18 protein-coding genes are annotated in these 19,805 nt (G+C 59.9%); 11 read left to right on the top strand and 7 right to left on the bottom strand.

The window, feature by feature from the left end; translation table 11 throughout:
- Positions 1–52: 52 nt before the first annotated feature.
- The 6 genes from O4H62_RS21500 to O4H62_RS21475 all read right to left on the bottom strand — a co-directional run bounded on the left by O4H62_RS21500 (position 53) and on the right by O4H62_RS21475 (position 7,520).
- A complete protein-coding gene (locus O4H62_RS21500; protein WP_269390889.1) occupies positions 53–2,041 on the bottom strand; it encodes an alpha/beta hydrolase in 1,989 nt (662 codons plus the stop codon).
- A 21-nt stretch (positions 2,042–2,062) separates the two neighbouring features.
- The gene (locus O4H62_RS21495) at positions 2,063–3,991 is read right to left on the bottom strand and encodes an alpha/beta fold hydrolase (protein WP_269390888.1); all 1,929 of its coding nucleotides are present in this window, start codon (positions 3,989–3,991) and stop codon (positions 2,063–2,065) included.
- Positions 3,992–4,123: 132 nt separating this feature from the next.
- Positions 4,124–4,987 (bottom strand): SH3 domain-containing protein, encoded by an 864-nt coding sequence (locus tag O4H62_RS21490; protein WP_269390887.1) that lies wholly within the window; start codon positions 4,985–4,987, stop codon positions 4,124–4,126.
- A 48-nt stretch (positions 4,988–5,035) separates the two neighbouring features.
- A complete protein-coding gene (locus tag O4H62_RS21485) occupies positions 5,036–5,635 on the bottom strand; it encodes a lysozyme inhibitor LprI family protein (protein ID WP_269390886.1) in 600 nt (199 codons plus the stop codon).
- Positions 5,636–5,658: 23 nt separating this feature from the next.
- Complete coding sequence (locus tag O4H62_RS21480; protein WP_269390885.1) at positions 5,659–6,495, bottom strand: CPBP family glutamic-type intramembrane protease; 837 nt, start codon at positions 6,493–6,495, stop codon at positions 5,659–5,661.
- A 41-nt stretch (positions 6,496–6,536) separates the two neighbouring features.
- Complete coding sequence (locus tag O4H62_RS21475; RefSeq protein WP_269390884.1) at positions 6,537–7,520, bottom strand: AraC family transcriptional regulator; 984 nt, start codon at positions 7,518–7,520, stop codon at positions 6,537–6,539.
- Between the two features lie 310 nt (positions 7,521–7,830).
- Here O4H62_RS21475 and O4H62_RS21470 point away from each other — a divergent pair, with 310 nt between their 5' ends.
- On the top strand, positions 7,831–8,181 hold the full coding sequence (locus O4H62_RS21470) for a hypothetical protein (protein ID WP_269390883.1): 351 nt from the start codon (positions 7,831–7,833) through the stop codon (positions 8,179–8,181).
- Between the two features lie 82 nt (positions 8,182–8,263).
- On the opposite strand, the gene O4H62_RS21465 is transcribed toward O4H62_RS21470, so the two are convergent.
- Complete coding sequence (locus O4H62_RS21465; RefSeq protein WP_269390882.1) at positions 8,264–9,262, bottom strand: L,D-transpeptidase family protein; 999 nt, start codon at positions 9,260–9,262, stop codon at positions 8,264–8,266.
- A gap of 384 nt (positions 9,263–9,646) precedes the next feature.
- Here O4H62_RS21465 and O4H62_RS21460 point away from each other — a divergent pair, with 384 nt between their 5' ends.
- The 10 genes from O4H62_RS21460 (at position 9,647) to O4H62_RS21415 (ending at position 19,728) form a co-directional block, all read left to right on the top strand.
- On the top strand, positions 9,647–12,088 hold the full coding sequence (locus tag O4H62_RS21460; RefSeq protein WP_269390881.1) for a DUF3772 domain-containing protein: 2,442 nt from the start codon (positions 9,647–9,649) through the stop codon (positions 12,086–12,088).
- A 300-nt stretch (positions 12,089–12,388) separates the two neighbouring features.
- Positions 12,389–13,060: a response regulator transcription factor gene (locus tag O4H62_RS21455; protein WP_269390880.1), complete on the top strand. Its 672-nt coding sequence runs from the start codon at positions 12,389–12,391 to the stop codon at positions 13,058–13,060.
- The gene (locus O4H62_RS21450) at positions 13,053–14,441 is read left to right on the top strand and encodes a sensor histidine kinase (RefSeq protein WP_269390879.1); all 1,389 of its coding nucleotides are present in this window, start codon (positions 13,053–13,055) and stop codon (positions 14,439–14,441) included. The genes O4H62_RS21455 and O4H62_RS21450 overlap by 8 nt, the downstream gene beginning before the upstream one ends.
- A gap of 84 nt (positions 14,442–14,525) precedes the next feature.
- Positions 14,526–15,224: a YfdX family protein gene (locus O4H62_RS21445; RefSeq protein ID WP_269390878.1), complete on the top strand. Its 699-nt coding sequence runs from the start codon at positions 14,526–14,528 to the stop codon at positions 15,222–15,224.
- 221 nt (positions 15,225–15,445) lie between these two features.
- Positions 15,446–15,598 (top strand): DUF3096 domain-containing protein, encoded by a 153-nt coding sequence (locus O4H62_RS21440; RefSeq protein WP_269390877.1) that lies wholly within the window; start codon positions 15,446–15,448, stop codon positions 15,596–15,598.
- 136 nt (positions 15,599–15,734) lie between these two features.
- Positions 15,735–16,262, top strand: coding sequence for a DUF1269 domain-containing protein (locus O4H62_RS21435; RefSeq protein WP_269390876.1), 528 nt, complete (start codon positions 15,735–15,737; stop codon positions 16,260–16,262).
- A gap of 44 nt (positions 16,263–16,306) precedes the next feature.
- Positions 16,307–16,951 (top strand): hypothetical protein, encoded by a 645-nt coding sequence (locus O4H62_RS21430; protein WP_269390875.1) that lies wholly within the window; start codon positions 16,307–16,309, stop codon positions 16,949–16,951.
- A complete protein-coding gene (locus tag O4H62_RS21425) occupies positions 16,942–18,057 on the top strand; it encodes a patatin-like phospholipase family protein (RefSeq protein WP_269390874.1) in 1,116 nt (371 codons plus the stop codon). Before O4H62_RS21430 ends, O4H62_RS21425 begins: the two co-directional genes overlap by 10 nt.
- A gap of 12 nt (positions 18,058–18,069) precedes the next feature.
- A complete protein-coding gene (locus O4H62_RS21420; RefSeq protein ID WP_269390873.1) occupies positions 18,070–18,819 on the top strand; it encodes an acetoacetate decarboxylase in 750 nt (249 codons plus the stop codon).
- Between the two features lie 126 nt (positions 18,820–18,945).
- Positions 18,946–19,728: a 3-hydroxybutyrate dehydrogenase gene (locus O4H62_RS21415; protein ID WP_269390872.1), complete on the top strand. Its 783-nt coding sequence runs from the start codon at positions 18,946–18,948 to the stop codon at positions 19,726–19,728.
- Positions 19,729–19,805: the final 77 nt, after the last annotated feature.

Here is a 19,805-nt window from a genome sequence, read left to right as displayed (position 1 = left end):
CAACCCATTCCAACGTGCCAGACGTGGCTGTCGAACCGGATATGGCAGCCGATCAGTATGGCAGCGGGTGCATGGTCCCATCCGGCAGCATCACCGGCAGGCGCAGGTTCTTGACGCAGGAGGTGTCCAGTTCCGCTTCCGGGTCCTCTATGAAGGCCGCGGTGATGTCCTTGGCGCACTGGCTGTAGCGGATCGTGCCATGTCCGGATTCGGGCACCAGAACCACTTGAGCGTTGCTGTAGTTCTGAACCGCCAGCTCTCCCCAGACCCCGGCGGTCTGGGTATCGAGTTCGCCGTTCATCGACAGAACCGGCCGGTCGCTTGATCCGACGGTTGTCCAGTTTTCGCGCGGGTGCTTCTTGAACAGGGGACAGGTCGTGTCGAAGGGCGCGACCATTTCGACAAGACCCTCCTGCATCAATGGTCCCCAGGACCCCTCTTCTTTCATCAGTGCGGCAAACTTCTCGCTCGAGTTCCAGCCGTCCGCATAGTCCTCCTGGCAGGCGTAGAGATAAAGCTGGAGATCGCCTTCCACGTCCTTCACCGTGCCTTCGTTGTCCTCCCGGATCAATGCAAAGACGCGGGCGACCTCTGCCGGGGTGAGTTGCCGGACCAGACCCGACAGATCAGCGGCGGTGTCAGGGTCGATGTGGGTTTCGATCAGCTTTATCAGCAACTGTGCCGAGGGCTCCCTGAACCGCAGGTCGAGGTAGTCGCGACCGACCGCGAGCCGCGCGGAGGGATCGGGCATGGCGCGGATCGCGGCAGCCAGGCGGTCGTCGAATACCCGGGCCAGGTCGGCGCTGCGGGCATCGTCGTCGAGGTCGCCTTCCAGCAGCGCCGCCGCGCGGGCGACCGTCTCTTCGGAGATCTTCATGTGAGCGGCGGCGGAGAGCATTGCCTCCACTTGCGCCATCTCCGCCTCGCTCAGCTTCGCTGCCTGGGCTGCGGCGCGTGCGGCCTGGGCGCTCGAGGAGGCAGGCTTGGGCGGAAGCGCGCCCGACCGCAGCTGGTCCATCAGCGTGGTATCGCCCTTCTCCAGCTGGGTGACCATCAGAGGGATATACGGCGTCGTGGCGTTGTATTTGCCTGTGATATTGACGCGGTCGTCGATCACCTCAAGCAGGGCATCCACACCAACCTCTCCGTTCGGGCCCTGGATCGGGTTCGCTCCAAGCGTTTCGAACAATTTGAACGTGCGGGCGACGATGTCGGGATAGGCCGCAGCACAGACCGGGTCGCGTTCGCAGGGCGCGAGACTGAGCTGGATCGGCGCCGAATGCGACTGCCAGAACATCGAGTAGAGCGGCAGCCAGGGCGGCGCGTTGCCGTCGATCACCGCCGACCGGATGCCGGGCGGGTTCTGACGCAGAATCTCCATCGTCAGCTTAGTGCCATAGGAGACGCCGTAGATATTGTAGCTGTCATAGCCGAGCGCCGACATGACGGAGGGGACATCCATCGCGTTCTGCTCGGTGTTGATGAGCGAATAGTCAATCCCCTTCGCCTCAAGCTCGTCAAGGCAGCTCTTCACGAAGTTCTTCTCAAGGTTTGGAACGTCGAGCCCCTTGATGCGGGAGTCGATCACCGGCCCCAATTGTGCGCCCAGGGACGCATAGCAGTCCATCTCGGGAGCGCTTGAATCCACGCCGCGCTCGTCGATGGCGATGACGTCGCGCCGTCCGCGAAGGTGCTCGAAATAGCTGATCGTCTTGGCGACGTTGCGAACCGTGCCGCTGCCCGGGCCACCGTGCAGGTAGATCACCGGGTCCGGTGCGGGCGTCAGCGAATGCGCCTTATAAAGGTTGAAGGCGATGTTGATTTTCGGACCGTCCGGCGCGCGGTGATCGAACGGCACTTCGACGGTGCCGCAGATGACGGTCTTGCCGTCGATCTCGGTGGGCGCGACCGGGCGCGCGCAGGGGGCGACCGCGACCGGGTAGGCAGGGTCCGCGCCACCGGCTTTCAGTGTGGAGAAAGCCTCGGGGTCGGGTTCGGCGATCAAGGCGGCGATCAGGGTGAAGATTTGCTCAGGCGTCATGGTTGGCTCCTTGCGATCTGGTCACTGCGCCTTTGGCGGAATGTAGAATGCGGGTTTCAGGCCGGCGGTGCATGCCGCGTTCACGGGCGCGGTTGGATTTTCGATGAAGCCTTCGGCCACGTCCTTGGCGCATTGCGAGAACTGGATCACCGCGTGGCCTGCCTCGGGGAACAGGACCGCCTGTCCGTTCGACAGGGTGCGCACGACCTTCTCGGCGGCGTCGGGATCGGTTTGCGTGTCCTTGGTGCCCGACATCGCCAGCACCGGAATGTCGCTGACCACCGGATCGTGGAAGCCCGCGCGCGGGTGTTTGTCGAACAGCTCGCAGAAGCCATACAGAGGCAGGGTCGACTTGCTTACGCCCGCGTCGATGGCCGGGAAACGGTACTTGGCCGCCGTCGCGGCGTAGCCCTCGCGCGTGTTGAAGGGAAAGTCCTCCTGACATGCTATGATGCCAAGCGTGAACATCATCCGCGACCGGGCGGTCAGGTTGGCCGCATCGGTCCGCGCCCGCTGGTAGAAAGCCTCGACATCTTCGTCGGACATCGCGGCGACGAGGCCAAGGAGGCGGGGTTTCTCGATGTCGGGCAGATGGGCTTTGATCAATGTCTTGATGGCTGCGCGGTCTGGCGTCTGACCGATGAACATCGCGTAGTCCCGCAGCAAGGCCAGCAAGGTATTCGCGTCCATGGTCCTGGCGACCCCGGAAAGGGCATCGTCGAGAAGCGCCTCTGTATTCAGCGCGCCAGACGAGGCAAGGTCGTCCGAGAGCGTCGACAATAGCTTGGCGACTGCCGCTTCGGCGCTGCGCATCTGGTCGATCTCCATCAGGGCAATCTCGGCGATCGTCCTGTCGAGAGCGCCGAGGCCCGCACCGTATCGGGCGAGAACCGCGCCGGTGGTGGGAATGAAATTGAACCCGCCGGCCATCAGCTTTTCCAGCGTCGCCGTTTCCCCAGCAGCCATTTCCGTGAAGACCTGCGGCAGGTAAGCGGTAAAGGGCATGGCGCGGCCGTTGCTTGCGTCGAGGATTTGCATGAGCACTTCCTGGTCTATGGCTTCACCCGCGAGCGTCAGCTTTGGCTCCTCCGCCAACCGGCGACCGGCCGCATGCACCGTCTCTTCGAGATCCGGATAGGCCGCAGCGCAGGCCTGGTCTGCCATGCAGTAATCCACCACCCAGCCCAGCGCCTGATCCGGGGATACGCCGTTTGCGTCGTAGGCCGGGCTGTCGACACGGCTGATGCTGTCAATCACGAGGCTCCGCAGGCCTTCGGGCGCGGTGCGAAGCAGTTCCTGCCCCAACTTTGTGCCGTAGGAGATCCCGAAGGCGTTGTAGTCGGGATAGCCGAGCGCATCCATGATCGCGCGCACATCCCGGGCGCTCTGTGTCGTGTTGTAGAGAGACAGGTCGATACCGGAGGCAACCGTTTCCGACAGGCATTTGGCCAGCGGATCGTCCGGGCCAAACAGCTTTTCCTCGTCGGCCTCGGCGAATTGCGGGAAATCGGCCGCCACCTCATTGTAGCAGGCAATGGTGCGGTCCGAGATGCCTGCACCGCGCTGGTCGAACAAAACTACGTCCCGACGGTCACGCAGGAATTCAAAGAGGGTCGCATTCATCGGGATCGTCTGCACGGTAAATCCGCCGGGACCTCCGTGCAGATAGATGACCGGATCCGGCGCCGGGGCGGTCGAGTGTGACTTCAGCACAGCGAAAGCCAGAGGGATCGTCGGGCCGCCTGCCGCATCGTGATCCTCCGGCACCTCGACACGTCCGCAGATTACTGTCTTGCCCTCGACCTCCAGCGGGCCGAGCGGACGCGGGCAGGCCTCGACCGTGACCGGATAGCGATCATCGTGTCCACCCTCCTTCAGCTTGTCGAAAGACGGTTCCGTTGCCGCCGTGAGCAGAGCAATGAGAATTGGAAGGATCTGGTCTGGCGACATTGTTCGGCTCCATCAACACTGCGCTGTTCTTTTGGCCAGCTGACCGGTGCCGTCGCGAAGAGACGCCACCGGAGTTTGCGAGAATGAGGCCACCTGCGCCATCTCGGACGAGGCGGACCGATTTCGAAGCAGTCAGAAAATGACGTACCCGCCTGTTCCATTGGTCAGCATCATGGTCAGCGTACTGCCGTTTCCACTGCGGTTTCGGGCAAGCACCGCCGTGCCATGCGCGCCATCGACGCAATGGACCGTCGTGCTCTCGCTTCCAACCACACCCGGTGCATGGCGAAAGAGGCCCGTGCAGGTCAGTCCGCCGCCGTTGATTGTCAGGGCATAAGCCCCTTCCCTGTGACCGAAAATCTGGCCATTCAGCGAGCCACCTCCGTAAACCATTCCCGAACCCGAAACGCTGATGTTGTTGGCGGAGGTCGAACCACTGTGACTTGCACCGGGGCTGTTCTCACGCAGATAGCTTTCAACCGCATCGTGGGCCTTGGAACGTTGTGAGCGCGAGCAGGAACTGCCGGCGTTGATCGCCCGCCCGATCGGGTTGAACAGCACCGTGCAGCCACTCGCAAACCGGACTTCCATCTCCCCAGTGTTTCGGGCGTGCAATTCCGGGATGTCGGGCCGGCCTGCTATTGTGCCGTGGGTGGGCGCGCCGCTCTCGCGCAGGAACCGGCCCGCTGCCCATCCCGAAATCTGGCCGTTTGGCGTCTCGAGATGACACCACCGGGCTTTGCCGGTTCCACGGCACCCGAGATTGCGAAAGACGGCACCATTGGGTGCCCGCGCAACCACATGATTGGACGTACTCGGTCCTGAGCGGAGATTCAGCGTATCGTTCGAGGCCACGCCTGTGACCTGCCAGTAGTCGGGGCCCATCTGGGCGCTGGCGCTGCCTGGCATGAGTGCCAGCCCCGCAGTCAGCGCCAGGGCGACACCTGCGATTGCCGATCTAAGACGCGGCGTAACGGAATAGGTGCGAAACATCATTGTCTTCCCTCTACAAGATCTGGATTGGGCGACGAAACCGTCGCGGTGTCACCGGGCCTGGCATGCGTGTTCTTCACCATAGGCATCGCTGACGCTGATGGCGCCGTCCCCCATCACCAAACCGCCAGCGCTTCGCAGGTAGTAGGTTCCAGGAGCGTCGGGCGCGAGTTGTGCGCCGATGTAGACGCTGTCACCTTCCTCGACGCGAACCCCGGGCAGAGCAGTCGGAAAGGTCTCTACGGTGAGCGCCCGCGGGCCGCAGATCAGCTCAACTGTTTCCGATGGCGGCTCAAGCATGAACTCTGCAACCAGTTCCGCCTCGCGGCGCAGGTACTCGGTTTCGACGCAGGCTCTCAGGTCCGGCTCTTTCCAGCACTCGTCCCGGCCTGATATCCAACCGCGCTGCATGGCGCGAAGGGTCTTGGTGGTTGCCTCTGCATCGACATCCAGGCCCTCGGCCACGCTGACGGCAGCAGCGAACCGGTCGGCCAGCCGCCGGTCAAGTGTGGCCAGTTCAGGCTCGTCGCAGATCAGTTTTTCGGCGGAACTCTCGGCCTTGGCGCAGTCGAAGGTGGGGCCGTCCTGCGCCTGAACGGCGACGGGACACATGACCAGACAGGCAAGAATTGAAATGGCTCTCAGCGTCATGGAATTATCTCCTGAGTTTGGGGTCATGCCGCATCCATCCCGGCCGCGGCGGCCAGGGCAAAGATCGCCCAATCGTTGAGGATATGCGCACCAGTGGATGCCCAGATGTTGCGCGTGATGATGAATGGCATCAGCAGGATGATCCGGACAGGCACAAGTCCGATGAACGCCTGCGCCACGTTCCACTGGTAGGTCGGCAAATGAATAGCCGCAAAGGGAATGGCGGCAACCAGCGCGGCGAGGCAGACTGCCAGCTTGCGCGGCACGAAACGGTCCAGCAGCGTCAGAACGGCCAGAAACGGAAGGATGGTGAAGATCTCTTCACCGAGCAACTGCACGGCACTCCAGGCAAAGATCAGAACGGCTTCTGGCGCCGCTGCCGAGGCAACCATGTCGCCGATCGGGTTGCTCACAGTATGGAAATACTTGACCAACAGGTTGCCCACGGTGATCGTCACGACCGCGTTCAAGACAAAAAAGGCTATCATCAAGCCAAAGTCGCGCACCTTTGGTGTTCGGAAGAGAGCCAGCGGAGCCCTTGACCCCGCAACGATTGCCAGTGCGCCCAGCGGGATCAAGACCAACAGAAATGGCGGGATGAATCCGGCCATTCCGCTGTGAAACCGCAACTGTATCGAGCTGAAGACCAAGTAGGCAGCGGCGACAGCAACAAGGACGATTATCCAGCCGACCGGGCCGAGGCCGACCGGTACACCGCGGTAGTAGGGCAAATCGGTACTGGCCCGCTCGAAAAAGAAAAATTCGGCACTGCGGGCCTTGTTGTCATTTTGTTGCATGCCTGCGACCTCGATGGTTCTGGAAGCAACCGGAATGCTCCGGGCCCTTTTTGCACCGGGCATGACCGGCACGATCCGAGACTATCGAGCAACCTGGGTGCGGGCTATCCGTTCTGCGTTGGGGCTATCCGGATTGCGGACGAGGCCCCGCGTGCGCGGGCAAGCGTTGCCGATGGGGGCTCTCCGTAAGTTGACCGGTAAGTCGTTGCAAAACGACCCAGGTGCGAAAAGCCGCAGCCCAGCGCGACGCCGGTAACCGATGCGGTGCCACCCGACAGCAATTGCGCTCGCGCATTCTCCAGCCGATGCGCGGTGAGACGCTCCCACGGTGTCTGTCCCAAGGTCATACGGAACGCGTCCTGCAACTGGCGGACCGAGACACCAACGGCTCTGGCAATGATGGGTACAGTCAGCGGTTCGCTCGAATGCGCTACCATGTAATCGATCGCGCTTCCGACAAGCCCATGCTGTGGACTTCGCATCGGCAGGGTGTCGGTAGCCACCGCAAAAAGGCACCGGATATGTTCAAGCACCAGCGCCGCAAAAAGATCGGATGCCGGCCTATGGACCAGGGTCGGCGCCGAGGACTTGAGGTCAGCAAAGAGATAATCCATCAGCCCGCGAAGCCCTGCCAAGGCCGTCGAGGCGATGGGAACAACAGGATCTTCGCCAATTTTGGGAAGAATCCCCAACCTTTGTTGTTTCTTCAGAGAGATCTTGGCCAGATTGGCCCTGAAGTCGCGGTGTGCGAGCCTGTCCACCCGTGTCCATCTTTCAGAGGGGCCGAGTGCGAGAGCGGTTCCTTCACCGATAACCTGCTCCCGACGATCCATGCGTACCTTGGTTAAGCCCCTGGTCGGCAGCATGACGGTTAGAAAAGAGTCATCCGCCAGATCGATTTCATGGCCGGAGGAAACCACGCTCAAGAGACTGACGCCAATCACCGGAAACTGCGCGGATGATACCCGCAAGCAGCGGTTTCTGTCCCGTGTCATGTTGAACTGACCGGGTGCGCTGAACAGCAAGGATCTGTAATCGGAGCTGCGGCTCTCGTTTTCATCCCAGTGCTTTGAAGCGTAGTTCAGCATGGTCGAACCGCCAGAATTTGCCTTTTCTAAATTAACGATAACAGAGACAGCAGGTTTGTCAGCAGGTTTGTGGCACCCGCTCAGTCAACGGGGGTGAGGCTGATCGGTGGATGCTTCCAGTATTTGTCATTTCGTCAGACTGGAGCCGCCTTGACGCTGGGCAGATCAAAGAAGCCGCAATTTGTGCGTGCCCTCCCCTCGAAATGAAGTATCGTTTCATTGCGCCTATCAAGTGGACGCATTGGCGCTCCGCTTGCCATGAAATCTGTTGTGCGATCAAAAGGCGCTGTCGGAGGAGCATCGAGCATTCATGGGTGATGGCTTGAACATGGCAAGACTGCTGGGCGTGATCACAACCATCGCGGCGTGGACCAGCTTCGCCATAGCGCTGCTGATTTCCGGCAGCGGTGTCTGGACGATGAAGAGCCCGACCGTGATCGTCAGCTTCTTGGTCGGTGCTGTTTTTCTCCTTGTTGGCCTGGTTTTGCACAAGATAGGCCATGCCTATCGACCCGTTTTTCAGGAACTCAATGGCTCCTTTGAAGTAACGCGCCTTGGCCGATGGCTTTGCATTGGCTCCACCATCCTCCTCTTCACGCTCGTATTCATCCTTTTCGGCGTCTTGTCCCGCCTGTCGGAGGGGTACGCGGTTTTCGGATAGCACCGTTTCGAGTGACCGTTGCCACTTGCCTTCGAACTCCTTCGCAATCCGACAAACAGTAGCAATCGTCCTATGCGGCCTCTTATGAATTCCGCATGATCACGAAATCAGTTGCAGAGCGGGTTTCCGGGTGGGCGGGAAGATCGGTCAGCATCATGGTCGCACCCGGATGCAGGTTGCGGGAAATCTGGCCGTAGACATCCGGCGGGATCACCAGTCTTGCTGTCGCTGCTATTTCGCGCTGCACATCCACCGCCGCCTCGTCGCCAGTTCCAAGTCCGATCGCTATCCAGTCATAGACATGGGTTGCCGGATTGACTCCTTGAAGCAGATATACGTGCGTGCCAAGCGGCAGGCGCGGGTGCTCTATGCCGATATCGGCACTGATAAATTCCTTGCCGTTCTTGAGCGCGATCAACCGGCGGTCGGCGCTGCTGACTATTATGGCGAAGGCGTCGTCGCTTTCACCATCCTTGTCCCGAGGCAGGTTCTTGCCGGCGACGTTGCCCGTCATGGTTTCCACCGCCTGGAGGTCTGAGTTGGTCAGCACCAGCCCGGCATGACTGAGACTGCCGATTCCCGAGCGTGAATCAGTGACGATGACCGGGGTGCCGTTGTGGGTCACACCGAAAACCAGATCGGCAAAGGCTTTGGGAAGATGCACGCAGCCATGGGAACTGGGATAGCCCGGCAGCCCGCCGGCATGCAACGCGCAGCCGCCGAAGAAGAACTGACTATCGGGCATAGCTGCGTTATTGTAGGCCTTGGAATGGTGCAGTTTTTCCTTTCGAAGTACTGAAAACACGCCGGTCGGTGTCTTGTAACCCTTTCGCCCCGTCGACACCGTCGACACCCCGATGCGGATGCCGTTTCGGTAGACAAAGGCAAGTTGGTCAGCCAGCGACACAAGCACGGCCACCGGGCCGTTAAGTGCCCGCTCCGGATACCAGGACCATTCCCCCGGCTTGAGGTCTGTGACGGGCTTCTCGGTTTGCGCGAAGCTGCCGCCATTGGCTGCGATGAAGGCTGCCACACCGCCGGTGGCAAGAAAGCCTCTTCGGGTAATCTTTGCCTTTTTCATGCTCCTGCGCTCCTGTCTTCTAAAGTGACCGGCTCCCGCCCGGTCACTTCGAACGTTCTGGCCGCACACACAAAGTAAACCTCATTTCTGGCTCAAAGCGAGCCCTCGTTACTCAAAGATGTGATCGCCGCTGTACTTCCATTAGAATAGCAGATGCGACTCCATCGTGCACGCTGCGGCCCGTCGATGGGCAACCGGTGTGCCGTCCGGGCCCTGTTTGGCCAAGCTGTTATCGAGAACACGGTCAGGAATTTGAATTCGGCCTGTCTCTCATCCATACTCAGTTTCACAAAGGCCTCACGCAGAGGCTGCCAGGACGTGCATTGATCAATTTGGCGGTCTCCCGCAGGGCTTGGCCCGGAGTGGAGCGGGGAACAGGGCGCAATGGAAACTGCGACGGAAAACCGAACAAGATCATGGGTTTCAGCGGCACTCATGATCATGGCGTTGATGCTGCCTTTGCTCGCCGGTGCACCGGCCGAAAGCCTTGCGCAAGAGAGTCCGCAAGCCGACGGCAATTTGGAAGTCGCCGATCCTTCGGTTGAATGGAATGAGACTGCGGCCCGTGCGCTGGAGGCCCTGCGCAGCGGAAAAGCCTCCAGCTCCGCCTTCGAAGTCTTGCGGCAGAAACTGGCTGACGAGCGTGACCAGGCATTGGCCATTGCCGAAAGCGGCAGCATATTGTCCAAATCGATTCAGGCACAGATTGACGCGCTCGGTGCTGCACCGGACGGTGACAGCAGCGAACGCGCCGACATCGCTGCCCGCCGTGCCGAGCTCAACGAATCCCTTGCGGCTGCGGATGCACCCGTAATAGCGGCCCGGGAGGCCTTTAACCGCGCAAATGTTCTGATCAGCGAAATTGATCGCGTCATCAGGGCGCGTGAGAGCGTCAAGCTTACCACCTTGCTGCCCACGCCGCTCAACCCATTTAACTGGGCCGGCGCCTTTGCTGAGATGCAGGACTATCTAGGGCGTGTGCTGGTCGAGTTCGAAACAAGCATTGCCAACCCGTCGAAGGCGACACCCCTCAAGATTCGCCTGATTGCTTCCGGCCTCCTGCTGGTCCTTTCGCTCGCGGTAGTGTTCATTATCCTGCCCGTCACTCTCCGCTCGATGAATGCCAGGGCCAGGCGTGTCGACGTCAAAACAACCCACTCGGGTTGGGCATTGCTGGCGGTGCTTGCGCGGCTGGTGCTTGCTTCGCTGGCAGGCATTCTCGCCTATTCGGCCTTCAGCATGCTGGACATTTCCTCCACCGCCGCCCGCTCACTGATCCAGGTAATACCCGCCGTCGGGGCATTTCTGGTCATCAGCTACTGGCTTGGCTACGTCATCTTTGCTCCGGATGCGCCCGAGCGCCGGCTTATGAAGCTGCCGGATCATCAAGCCCGAACGGGCTTCTGGATCGTCATGGGCGTCGGCTTGGTTCTCGTCGTCGAACTCGCCATTGAAGCATCCGAAAAGGACATGACCTTTCTTCCGGGCACTCATGCCGTGGCGAGTGTGTTTGCGCTGCTGCCAGGTGCGTTCTTGCTGTGGGTATTCGGCTCGATGGCACAAAGTTCCACCAAGGCGCAGACTGAGAACGAAGGCCTCGAGCACCCAAGCTACACAGCAGCGCTGGTGCAGTTGCTGGCGCGGACACTGCAGGTGTTGGCCATAGCCATTGTGGTGCTGGCGCTCTCCGGCTTTACCGCGCTGGCGCGCTTCGTGCTCTCGGGCTGTGCGCTGTCGCTGGGCGTCATCGGCATTCTGCTGGCGACAGACAGACTGATTGTTTCCGCGCTGGGACTGGCCGCGGGGGTATCCGGGCGGCAGTATGGCGAAACGCGGCAGAGTTTCCTGTCCATTGCCATCGGACTGACGATGAGCATCGCAGCCCTGCCGGTGATCGCCCTCATCTGGGGTGCCCGTCCGGCCGATATCTCCGAGTTCTGGCGTTTGATGACCGAAGGGGTGGTTGTCGGCGGAACCCGATTGTCAGCCACCGTCGTGCTTGTCTTCGCCTTCACACTTCTTGTCGGACTGGTGGCGTCGCGCTGGCTGCAACGGTTCCTCGGATCCGCGGTTCTGCCGCACACCCATCTCGACAGCGGCGCACAATCGGCATTGCGGACAGGAATTGGCTATCTCGGAGCCACGGTGTCGTTCATGCTGGCCGTTGGCTTCGCTGGTATCGATCTGTCCAGCCTTGCCATCGTCTTCGGCGCGCTCTCCGTCGGGCTCGGTTTCGGTCTTCAGGCCGTCGTCTCGAACTTCATCTGCGGCATTATCCTGCTGATAGAGCGCCCTTTCAAGGAAGGCGACTGGATCGAGGTTTCAGGCTACAGCGGTATAGTCCGCAAGATCGCGGTACGCTTTACCCGACTGGAAACCTTCGATCGCGACGATGTCATCGTGCCCAATACGGATCTGATCACCGGAACGGTAAAGAACATGACGCTGAGCACGATCACCGGGCGCGTCATCGTCCCTGTCGGCATCGCCTACGGAAGCGACATAAAGAAGGCGAAAAGTATATTTGTCGACATCATGTCGGCACATCCGGATGTCTTGCGAGAACCGGCGCCTGCTGTCTTGTTCAGGGGTCTCGGCGACAGCGCTCTTGATTTCGAGCTTCGCTGTTTCATCTCCAATGTTGGGCTGGGGCTGACTGTCCGATCCGATCTGCTCGCTGGCGTTTACCGGGAACTGAGCAAGGCCGGCATCGAGATACCATTCCCGCAGCGCGACCTGCATATCAGGACATCCTCCGGTCTCACGGATTTGCCCGCCCAGGATCCCTCTGAGGCCGAACCAAAAGCCTCTCCGCAACCAGGGTGATTTCGTGCTCATGTTGTCGCTATCATGCCGGACCAACAGGCGTGCTCAGGTGGCGCGGTGACCTTTGATTGTTTCTGCCGATTGTCGGCCTCCTGGCGCTTCACTTGGCGATTGTCACGAACGCGAGCCTCTTGAGGCGGCGTACCGCAAGCGCAATTGCGTGTCTGGCGGCATAACCTCTCATATTCGGGCCACCCTTTCTGCAATCATACAAATTTTTAAGCTGACTGGAGCGGATCTGAATTGCTAACATTTGCACAGCTCCGGCGGTGCAGACGGGCAAAGGAAAAGACAACATCAATGAAGATCGTGATTGCCGAGGACGATGCAAGCACCCGTGACTACCTGCGCAAGGGGCTGGTTGAAAACGGCTATTCGGTGGAGTGTTTTGGCGACGGGCGCGATGTGCTGGCGCACAGCCTTTACAATGACTGCGATCTGATCGTTCTCGATCGGATGATGCCGGGCATGGATGGTCTTTCGGTGGTCAAGAGCCTGCGCGCTTCGGGCAAGGACACGCCGGTGATCTTCCTCACGGCCATGGCCGACATCGATCAGCGCGTCGACGGACTGACGGCCGGCGCGGACGACTATCTCGTCAAGCCGTTCCATTTCTCGGAGTTTCTGGCCAGGGTCAAGGCACTGACGCGGAGACCGTCCGGCGCCATCATGACAACTGTTCTTACCGTCGGGGATCTGGAACTGGACCTGCTGGCCCGCTCGGCAAAGCGCGATGGTCAAGTTATCGAGCTGCAGGCAAAGGAATTCGCCTTGCTGGAAGTGCTGATGCGCAATGCCGGGCGAGTGGTCACCAAGACCATGCTTCTCGAACAGGTCTGGGATTTCAACTTCGACCCGCGCACGACAGTCGTCGAAACCCATGTCAGCCGTCTGCGCGCCAAGGTGGACAAGCCATTCGAAAAACCGCTGATACACACGAGCAGAAACAGCGGATACGTAATGCATGTTTAGCGGCAACGTGACGTCGGGGATAACGTTTCGCTACAACTTCGTTTTCGCCGCGATTGCCTCCATCGTGATCGTGCTCCTGACGGCTTTCGTCTACCAGGTTGTCCAGCGTGCGATGATCGATGAACTGCAAGGCCAGATCGCCGAGGAAGTCACGCTGATGGAGCGTATCTACAACGACGAGGGTCTGGATGCTTTTGCGAAGATTGGTTTCCTCAGTGATCCGCGCAATATCGCATCGACAAATCTGTTCGGACTGTTTGATGACAATGGAAACAGGCTGGCAGGCAATCTGAAGCTTCCGCCGGAAGAGCCCGGATGGACCCGCAAGAGTTTCGAAGGCCTGTACCCGGAACCGAATGGAACTTACCTGATCAACAGCAAGATGATCAGCGATGGAAAGACAGTGGCCGTCGGCCGCAGTCTGAGGCCTGTTACAAATGTGCTCAGCGTTCTTCTCACCACCATTTTTGCAACGGCCGCCACCGCGACGATCATCCGGATGCTGATCAGCTACAGCATCAGCCGGCAAACGTTCTCAAAACTCGAAGCCATGACCGGCACGCTTGAAAGGGTTGCCGGCGGCGATCTTGACGCGCGCGTTGACGCGGGCAAGGGATCGGAACAACTCGACAAGGCTGGCCGGCTGATCAATCAGCACTTGAATCATCTCAAGCATGTCGTCGAAAGCAACACGAACACGATCAACGCGATTGCCCACGATCTTCGTTCGCCGCTCAACCGCGTGTCCATACTGCTTGATGACGCGCTGGCGGCAGATGAGGCTTCCGTGATCACCGCCAAACTCGGTGACGCCCAGGCCGAAATCGAAAACCTGACCGAAATTTTCGACACCACCTTGCGGATTTCCAGATTGAGGGCAAGCGCCGGACGGGAAGGATTTTCAGTGATTTCGCTCGGTGAGCTTGTCACCGAAATAGGCGAGATATTTGCCCCGGTCGCCGAAGACCACGGCGACACCCTGATTGTTGAACCGCCTCCCGGCGCGCCGCTGACAGTTCTTGCCGACACACGGATGATCCGGCAGATGCTGGTCAACCTGATCGAGAACGCCACCAATCATTGTCCCAGAGGGGTCACGATCACATTGCGGGCCAGGGCAACCCAGAGCGGCGGCGCCGTTCTTGAGGTCTGCGACACCGGCCCCGGGATTCCCGCTAACCAGCGCCTCGCGGTGCTGGAGCCCTTTGAGCGGCTTGACCGAAGCAGGTCAACGCCGGGCACGGGCCTCGGATTGGCGCTCGTCGCCGCCATCGCCGAACGGCATGGCGCCACCATCGAACTTGACGACAACAATCCCGGCCTTGTCGTCCGCGTCGCTTTCCCGCCTGCAGGCAAGGACGGCAAGCTGACAAATTTGTAAAGCTCGCGAAAAGCCGGCTCAAAATTCAGAGCCTACTGTCTCTTCAACAAGTCCATACCGGGCTTGCAAATGTGGAGAAAGATAATGAACACCCAATCCAGAATCCTCACCGCTGCAATGGCCGCTTTGCTGGCCACCACGCCGATTATCGGGGCAAGCTATGCCCACGCTGCAAGTGCTGCGAAAGCAACGGCGGAGCAGACCTCGGCGCAAGAGACCAAGGCTGTTGACGCGCAACTGAACACGGCCGAAGACAAGGCCATCATCAAGACGATGGATGAGGCATACAGCGCGTTGCGCGAAATCCACGCCGCACGCCTTGCCATCTTCAACGGCTCGCCTGATGCCGCGGCCAAGATGGTCAAGACGGCGCAAGCCGATCTGCAAACCGCCAATGACAAGATGAAGGACTTCCAGGTCGACAAGATCACGCCGTCGCTGAAAGACGACGCCTATGTGCCGTTTGACACCTCGCTGGCGTTGACCGAGGGCTTCAAGCCGACGCCCGAAAAGCAGGCGAGCCTGAAGACGGCCAATGAGCATCTTGCCAAGGGTGACTCGAAGAAGGCGGTCGATGAGCTGAAGCTGGCCAACATCGATGTGACCATCTCCGGCGCGTTCCTCCCGGCAAAGGCCAGCCTCTCGCATGTGAGCGACGCCGCCAGTCTGATCACCCAGAAGCAGTACTACGAGGCAAACCTCGCCTTGAAGGCGGTCGAAGACTCGATCGTGATGCAGTCCTTCAATATTGACGAGGTTCCGGTTCAGGGCGCCACCGGATAATGCCTGAAATTCCTGTTCTTAATAAACAGCGGAGCCTGGAAGCGGGCTCCGTTTTTCATTTCGTCAGGCGGCATGCAAATCAACGGGTTGTCCGCCCGGCATGCCCCGGATCGCCGCCTTACAAATAAGTAAATCTCGCGAAAATGTGGCGACAACGGAGCCTGTTATTCCTGTCCCCGGATCGTTGAAGCGATCCTGTCAAACACACCGGGGACCCGAACATGACCGTACAATATGGACTGATCGCCCAACCGCTCATCGCCCTGCTCGCAGGACTGCTGATTTTGCTGGTTCCAAGAACCCTCAATTACACCGTCGCGGGATTTCTGATCCTGAGCGGTTTGATCGGGCTGTTTCCGCATTTGTTTGCATAGCCAGAAACCACAGCCACCCCGGCCGGCAGCGCATCGCACCCCGCGGTGCTCTCGAACGGTCGGGGCAATCCGTAAAAAGCGTCCAGGCGACCTCCCGGTCCCGGCCGCCATCATCCAGGCCAACAGGAGAAAGAAAATGTCAGAACTCATCGTCGTCGGTTATGAAGACCAGGAATCAGCCGAAGCCGCCCGCACCGCGCTTTACGGCATGTCCAAAGAATACCTTGTCGAACTCTCGGATGCGGTGGTTGCCGTTGCCGACAAGGACGGCAAGGTCAGCCTCAATCAAATGGTCAACATGTGGACGCTTGGCGCAAGCGGCGGCGCGTTCTGGGGGCTGCTGGTGGGGCTCCTCTTCCTGCATCCGGTGCTTGGCGTTGCCGTCGGAGCCGCCGCTGGCGGATTTTCGGGCGGCCTGACCGACTACGGCATCAACGATGACTTCATGAAGGACGTGTCTTCGCTTCTCAAACCGGGCCAGGCCGCTCTGTTCATGATGTCGCGCAACACGGCAACCGACCGGGTTATCGCCAAGCTCGGCGAGTATGGCGGACACATATTGCGCACCAATCTGGACACGGTTGCCGAAAGTCACGCCCGCGCCGTCTTCGACAAGGTGCATGCCGATCTGACCGCCGGATCAAAGGGCAAAGAAGCCGCCTAAATCAAGGCTCGATCCGGCTCAACCGATAGCAGAGGTATCTGATAATGACTGACGTCCACACCATGTCGGCGCCGTATGAACCACGCCAGGTCATCGCACACTTCAGTGATGCCGAGATGTTCGAGAACGCGGTGGGAACACTGGAAAGCAACGGTTTCCATCGCGATTGCATTAACATGGTCGCATCACATGATGCGGTTATCGGAAGACCAGCTCAACGGTTTGAAGCCATGGCTTCGCAGGGCGATGCAGCTGTCTTTCCCCAGCCGATCTATCTGGATCGGCACGAAGTGGAAGGCGACGAGAAGCTGGCGCGCAGCCTCCCCGCCTGCCTAGGGGGCGCCGGGGCTTGCCTTGCGGTCGTCTCGACAGGCGGCACACTCGCTCTTGCAGTCGCGGTATCGGCCGCGGCTGCAGCAGCGGGCGCCGGACTAGGCACCCTCCTTGGCAGGGTCATCAGCAGGAACCGCACCGAATATCTGGCGAAGCAATTGGCCAAGGGCGACCTGCTGGTGGTGGTGCAAGTGGAGCAGGACCCGGACGAAACCAAGGCCCTGGATCTGCTAACCGGATCCGGCGGTCAAAAGATCCATGCTCAATCGATCAGCCGCGACCGCGATGATGACGATGCCGCATCGGGAAATTTCGATCTCGGCATGTACCGCGAGTGGGGTCAGTCATGTCACTGAAATTGCTGGCGAACGAGAAGGCAGTTCTGGTGCTGCAAGGGGGAGGCGCACTCGGAGCGTATCAGGCTGGCGCCTATGAAGCCCTGAGCGAGGCGGGCTATGAGCCTTCCTGGATTGCGGGAATTTCCATCGGTGCGATCAATGGCGCGATCATCGCCGGCAACCAGAAGCAAAACCGGGTTTCAAGATTGCGGGAATTCTGGGAGATGACGTCGTCGTCCTTGCTGGCGCGGACACCGTTTGGCGAGACCGGGATGCGCAGCCTGATGAACGAAGCGGCTGCCAACTGGGGCATGGCCTTCGGCATCGACGGCTTCTTCAAGCCCCGGCTTCCCTGCCTGCCCTTTGGCGGCCCCTCCCAGCCGGAGGAGGTCAGCTTCTACGACACATCCCCGCTGCGGGACACACTCAACAAGCTGGTCGATTTCACCTACCTGAACTCGGCCGACGCACCAAGATTGAGTGTCGGCGCGGTCGAACTCCAATCGGGCAATTTCGCCTATTTCGACGTCCGCAACGAAAAGCTCGCTGCCGACCACATCATGGCCTCCGGAGCGCTTCCACCGGGATTTCCGCCCGTTCTGATCAATGGCCAATACTACTGGGATGGTGGCCTGGTCTCGAACACGCCGCTCGACTACGTCATGGAATACTCGGATACGGAAGGCGATCTGTGCATTTTCCAGGTCGACGTTTTCAGTGCACGCGGTCAGCTGCCGAAGTCCATCATGGACATCAATGAGCGTGAGAAAGACATCCGCTTTTCGAGCCGGACCCGTTTCAACTCCGACCATGTTCGCGCGCTGCACGAGCTGAGATTTGAGGCACGAAAGCTGCTGGAGACCCTGCCGGAACAGCTTGCCGGCACGGAGCATGCGCGGCGGCTGGCCAGGATCAGCCGGGAAGCGGCCGTGACCATCGCTCATATCATTCGCAGGGACGCCCGTTACGAAACCGGCTCCAAGGACTACGAATTTTCCCGACAATCCGTTGAGGAGCACTGGGAACTCGGCCGCAAAAGCGTTCGGCAAGGGATCCGTTCGCAGAGCTGGTTAAACCGCAGCCGTCCGGAAGGCGGTTTTCAGGTCTTTGACCTTACCCAATAGGACATCAGAAAAATGAAAATTATCGAGGTTGAAAACACGGCATTCGCGATGCCGCTTACAAGTCCTTCCTATCCGAAGGGTCCGTACCGGTTCGTCAATCGTGAATACATGATCATCACGTACCGGACCAATCCTGATGCACTTCGCGCGGTCGTTCCCGAACCGTTGGAAATCGGCGAAGCTATCGTGAAATACGAGTTCATCCGCATGCCGGATTCAACCGGGTTCGGCGATTACACCGAGTCCGGGCAGGTCATCCCGGTCACGTTCAAAGGCAAGAAAGGCGGATATGTCCACTCGATGTATCTCAACGACGATGCGCCGATTGCCGGTGGACGCGAGATCTGGGGATTTCCGAAGAAGCTGGCGAATCCCAGCCTCCGGGTTGAGCAGGATACCCTGGTCGGCACGCTGGATTACGGTTCATTGCGCATCGCGAACGGCACCATGGGCTACAAGCACGGCGCGCTCGATCCCGAGAGCGTCAGGCGGGCAATGGAGGAGCCCAGCTACCTACTGAAGATCATTCCGCATGTCGATTGCACGCCGCGCATCTGCGAACTGGTCTCCTACTGTCTCGAAGATATCACCGTCAAAGGCGCATGGACCGGGCCGGCCGGACTTGAACTGTTCGACCACGCACTTGCGCCCGTTGCTGAACTTCCGGTTTTGGAAGTCGTATCCGCCACCCACATTCTTGCCGACCTGACCCTCGGGCTGGGTGAGGTCGTGCATGATTACCTGAGCGTGGAGCAGATGTGAGCCTGCACACACGCTCCACCCGGTTCGGCCATGCCGGATCGGCGCACAATCATCACCACTCACAAGACCTGAGCCTGACCGGGATGTGGTCCATGGCTCTCAACCAAACCATAGAAAGCAAATGAAATGAACCTCAACAAGAAAGTCTGCATCATCACCGGTTCGGCACGCGGCATCGGCCGTGCCATCGCCGAACGTTACATTGCCGATGGCGCTTGGGTCGTCATCGCAGACCTGGCGTTTGAAGACGCCCAGGCCACGGCGGATGAATTGACCGCCATGGGCCCCGGCAAGGCCATGGGGCTGGCAATGGACGTCACCGACGAAGCGGCCGTCAATTCAGGCGTTCAGAAGGTCATCGACAGCTGGGGCAGGATTGATGTCCTGGTTTCAAATGCCGGCATCCAGATCGTTCACAAGCTGCAGGACTTTCCCTTCGCGGAGTGGAAGAAACTGCTTTCGATCCATCTCGACGGCGCATTCCTGACCACCAAGGCCTGCTTGCCGCACATGTACAAGGCCGGCAGCGGCTCGGTGATTTTCATGGGGTCGGTCCACTCCAAGGAAGCCTCGCCCCTGAAATCAGCCTATGTCACCGCCAAGCACGGTCTTCTCGGCCTGGCGCGGGTGATTTCCAAGGAAGGCGCGGCCCATGGCGTTCGCGCCAACGTCATCTGCCCCGGATTTGTGAAGACGCCTCTTGTCGAAAAGCAGATCCCCGAACAGGCGAAGGAACTCGACATCTCCGAAGAAGACGTCGTCAACAAGATCATGCTGGGTCAGACCGTGGACCAGGAGTTTACCACGGTTGAGGACGTCGCCGAAGTGGCATGGATGTTCGCCGCCTTTCCGACAAACGCCCTGACCGGCCAGTCGCTGCTGGTCAGTCACGGCTGGTTCATGGAATGACGGCTGCAGAAGGAGGGGACCTCCCGGACTTTGGCCCTGTGACGGGCAGCCGCCCGGGTGCCCCAACCTGAACACGG

It is taken from the genome of Parahoeflea alexandrii (assembly GCF_027214025.1).
Classification (GTDB): Bacteria; Pseudomonadota; Alphaproteobacteria; order Rhizobiales; family Rhizobiaceae; genus Hoeflea; species Hoeflea alexandrii_A.
This window is presented reverse-complemented; position numbering and strand designations above follow the sequence as displayed.

Coding starts and splice junctions, on each gene's coding strand:
- O4H62_RS21445 (WP_269390878.1), top strand. CDS start 14,526: ATGAACACCCAATCCAGAATCCTCACCGCTGCAATGGCCGCTTTGCTG.
- O4H62_RS21500 (WP_269390889.1), bottom strand. CDS start 2,041: ATGACGCCTGAGCAAATCTTCACCCTGATCGCCGCCTTGATCGCCGAA.
- O4H62_RS21480 (WP_269390885.1), bottom strand. CDS start 6,495: ATGCCCGGTGCAAAAAGGGCCCGGAGCATTCCGGTTGCTTCCAGAACC.
- O4H62_RS21430 (WP_269390875.1), top strand. CDS start 16,307: ATGACTGACGTCCACACCATGTCGGCGCCGTATGAACCACGCCAGGTC.
- O4H62_RS21495 (WP_269390888.1), bottom strand. CDS start 3,991: ATGTCGCCAGACCAGATCCTTCCAATTCTCATTGCTCTGCTCACGGCG.
- O4H62_RS21415 (WP_269390872.1), top strand. CDS start 18,946: ATGAACCTCAACAAGAAAGTCTGCATCATCACCGGTTCGGCACGCGGC.
- O4H62_RS21455 (WP_269390880.1), top strand. CDS start 12,389: ATGAAGATCGTGATTGCCGAGGACGATGCAAGCACCCGTGACTACCTG.
- O4H62_RS21450 (WP_269390879.1), top strand. CDS start 13,053: ATGTTTAGCGGCAACGTGACGTCGGGGATAACGTTTCGCTACAACTTC.
- O4H62_RS21475 (WP_269390884.1), bottom strand. CDS start 7,520: ATGCTGAACTACGCTTCAAAGCACTGGGATGAAAACGAGAGCCGCAGC.
- O4H62_RS21440 (WP_269390877.1), top strand. CDS start 15,446: ATGACCGTACAATATGGACTGATCGCCCAACCGCTCATCGCCCTGCTC.
- O4H62_RS21460 (WP_269390881.1), top strand. CDS start 9,647: ATGGAAACTGCGACGGAAAACCGAACAAGATCATGGGTTTCAGCGGCA.
- O4H62_RS21490 (WP_269390887.1), bottom strand. CDS start 4,987: ATGATGTTTCGCACCTATTCCGTTACGCCGCGTCTTAGATCGGCAATC.
- O4H62_RS21425 (WP_269390874.1), top strand. CDS start 16,942: ATGTCACTGAAATTGCTGGCGAACGAGAAGGCAGTTCTGGTGCTGCAA.
- O4H62_RS21485 (WP_269390886.1), bottom strand. CDS start 5,635: ATGACGCTGAGAGCCATTTCAATTCTTGCCTGTCTGGTCATGTGTCCC.
- O4H62_RS21470 (WP_269390883.1), top strand. CDS start 7,831: ATGGGTGATGGCTTGAACATGGCAAGACTGCTGGGCGTGATCACAACC.
- O4H62_RS21465 (WP_269390882.1), bottom strand. CDS start 9,262: ATGAAAAAGGCAAAGATTACCCGAAGAGGCTTTCTTGCCACCGGCGGT.
- O4H62_RS21435 (WP_269390876.1), top strand. CDS start 15,735: ATGTCAGAACTCATCGTCGTCGGTTATGAAGACCAGGAATCAGCCGAA.
- O4H62_RS21420 (WP_269390873.1), top strand. CDS start 18,070: ATGAAAATTATCGAGGTTGAAAACACGGCATTCGCGATGCCGCTTACA.